At 70.4% G+C, this 2,755-nt stretch carries 2 protein-coding genes and 1 pseudogene; all 3 read right to left on the bottom strand.

The genetic code is table 11. The annotated features are described in order from the left end of the window. Positions 1 to 796, bottom strand: a pseudogene (locus CIB93_RS36855) (Fe-S oxidoreductase); the annotation flags it as partial. A 180-nt stretch (positions 797 to 976) separates the two neighbouring features. Continuing rightward, positions 977 to 2,053 carry an LLM class flavin-dependent oxidoreductase gene (locus tag CIB93_RS36850; protein WP_096633117.1) on the bottom strand — a complete coding sequence of 359 codons (1,077 nt, stop codon included), beginning with the start codon at positions 2,051 to 2,053 and terminating at the stop codon, positions 977 to 979. Then, complete coding sequence (locus CIB93_RS36845; protein WP_096633116.1) at positions 2,050 to 2,580, bottom strand: hypothetical protein; 531 nt, start codon at positions 2,578 to 2,580, stop codon at positions 2,050 to 2,052. The genes CIB93_RS36850 and CIB93_RS36845 overlap by 4 nt, the downstream gene beginning before the upstream one ends. Positions 2,581 to 2,755: the final 175 nt, after the last annotated feature.

Genomic DNA, 2,755 nt, shown 5'->3' with positions numbered 1-2,755 from the left:
TCATCGGCAGCAGCGCGCCGAGCGCGACATCGCCGTCCGCGTTCCGCTTGAACCAGATGTTCGGGAACCCGAGGAACCGGTGCCAGGCCACACCCATGTTCGTGTTCAGCGAGATGGTGGTCATCCAGATGAAGGACGTACTGATCTTGACCATCGCCACCACGTACACCACCTGGTGGAGGGTGTCGGTGCTCAGCTCACTGAAGGCCAGGACCAGGGGGTACGAGATGAAGTACGCGGCCTCGTAACCGTCGACGTGGTGCAGAGCGCCCTCAAGGCCCCGCAACAGGATGATCGAGACGCCGACGGTGAGGATGACGGCCTCGACGAAGTACGCCTGGCCCATCTTGGAGCCCGTGAAGCGCGACTTGCGGCCCGCCCGCGAGGGGAGGTTCGCCACCCGTATGACGATCAGGGTGAGGATGCCCACCATCATCATCGTGCCGAACGTCTCGACCACCAGCTCCCACGGGAGGAAGCCGCCGACGACCGGCAGCGCCCAGTCCGCCTTGAACAGCTGACCGAGGGCGTGGGCGATGGTGAGGAGCAGGGAGAAGAAGCCGACGGCGACGAACCAGTGGGCGACGCCCACGACGCCCCAGCGGTTCATCCGTGTGTGGCCGAGGAACTCCCTGACCACGGTGACCGTCCGTACGACGGGGTCGTTCGTGCGCCATCGCGGGGGCACCGGACGGCCGATCCTGATGAAGCGGAAGAGCTGCGCGATGGCGCGGACGAACAGGACGACACCGATCAGCGCGATGGTTAACGACACGGTGATGGCAGTGAGTTGCATGAAAGGCTCCTCGGACCTGCGTGAGCGGGGTTCGTGAACTACTAAGCGGTAGCTTTCTGCTGGGGCGAGGTGAGGATACCCAGGGACCCACTGCTCCGCGATGCCGTTCGCTCCGTGATCTGCGTCGCCCCGGCTTCGCGCCAACCGCCCCGGTCGGGCCGGGCCGGGGCGGTTCGGGGACTAGGGGTGGCCGGACGCTTCCTGCGCTTCCAGCACTGCCTGAGGCGCCGTCTCGTAGCGGCTCGCCGGGCGGGGCAGGTTCAGGCGCTCGCGCAGGGTGGCGCCGGGCCGGGCCGTCGGCCGGGTGCGTCCCTCCTTCGCCCGGACGTCGGCCGCGAGAGCCAGGACGGCCTTGTGCGCCGGCCCTGCCGCACCCGCCGGGGTGACGAGGGTGAAGCCGTCGGCCGCGCCCGCGTCGTACAGGCGCGTCAGCCGTCCGGCCTCCTCCGGTCCGCCCTCGACCGGCCAGTCGAGCAGTACGGCGATGCCGCCGGTGCTCCGTCCGGCCGCCCGGGCCCGCTCGTGCACGGCCTCGCGGACCCGGGCGGCCTCCTGGCCGCTCTGTGCCGGGAGGAGGACGACGTCGGCGAAGCGTGCGGCGAGCGCGAGGTCGTCGCTGTCGGAAGTGTCCGTCACGCGGTGGACCAGGAGGGGATGCCCCTGCGGCGGCCGGGCGATGTTCAAGGGGCCCGCGACGTCGAAGTGCTCGCCCCGGTGGTCGAGCGGGTGCAGCTTCTCGGGGGTGAAGTAGAGGGCCGAGTCCCGGTCCCTGACGAACGCGTCGTCGTCGAAGCTGTCCCACAGGCCCCTCAGTACGGTGGTGAACTCCACGGCTCGCGATCGCCGCGCCGACGCCGAACCGCTGCCGTTCCCGTGGTAGTTGGCCACCGCGTCCGGATCGCCTCCGGTCATCGGCTGCCAGCCGGCGCGCCCCGCCGTGAGGTGGTCGACCGTGGCCAGGACCCGGGCGACGTGGTACGGGAGCGCGTGCTCCGTGGAGATGGCGGCGACGAGCCCCACGGTCCGGGTGCAGACCGCCAGGGCGCTCGCCAGTGTGCCCGCCTCGAAGTGCGTCCGTTCGCCCGACTGGCTGTCATGGAGCAGCAGGGCGTCGATCCCGGCGGCCTCAGCCTCTCCGGCGCGGCCGCGTACCTCCGTGAACGGGCTGTCCGCGGTGTCCCGCCCGTCGGTGTTTCCCGTGTCCGTGGCGGTGACGAGCGGGGCGAACAGGGTGATGCGGCCATCGTGCTGGGTCATGCGGCACCTGCCTCGTGTGCCGTCGCGCCGGTCGTCGTCGCGTCGGTCGTCGTGTCGTGGCGGGACGGGGCGGGCAGCCCCAGCTTCTCGCGGAGCGTGCCCTCGGTGTACTCCTCGTCCACCAGCCCGCGGCGCCGCAGCTCCGGTACGACATGGTCGACGAAGGCGTCGAGGGAGCTGGGGAGGTGAGGGAAGTCCACGATGTAGCCGTCGGCCGCGCGCCCGGTGAACCCGCGCTCCATGTGGTCCGCCACCTGCTCGGGCGTCCCCGCGAAGAAGTCGGCGACCTGCCGCAGAGCAAGTTGACGCAGTGTCAGATTCTCCCGGTGGGCGAGTGACGTCCACATGGCGGCCGTGCTGGACGAGCGGTTGGACGACGGGATGTCCGGAACGGGTCCGTCGAGCGGGTAGCGCGTCAGGTCCAGATCGCCCAACTGCTCCTGGAGCGCCCTGACGGCGACGATGTCGGGCACCAGCTCGTGCAGCTCACCGATGAGGCGGCGCGCCTCCTCCTCGGTGCTCGCCACCAGCGGCTGGACTCCCGGCCAGATCTGGGTCCCCTCCGGGTCTCTGCCGTGCGCGGCCTTCTCTGCACTAACGCTGCTGCTGGCGGTGCCCGATGACGAGCGTTGAGCAGGTCGCGACTCTCGCGACGTTCGGAGCTGTGTGGGCGGTGCTCGCCGTCGGTCACAATCTCGCGGA

Origin of the sequence: Streptomyces sp. WZ.A104, assembly GCF_002382885.1 — a bacterium.
Taxonomy (GTDB): domain Bacteria; phylum Actinomycetota; class Actinomycetes; order Streptomycetales; family Streptomycetaceae; genus Streptomyces.
Note: the sequence above shows the minus strand (reverse complement) of the source record. Positions and strands in the feature narration are given on the sequence as shown.

Coding starts and splice junctions, on each gene's coding strand:
- CIB93_RS36850 (WP_096633117.1), bottom strand. CDS start 2,053: ATGACCCAGCACGATGGCCGCATCACCCTGTTCGCCCCGCTCGTCACC.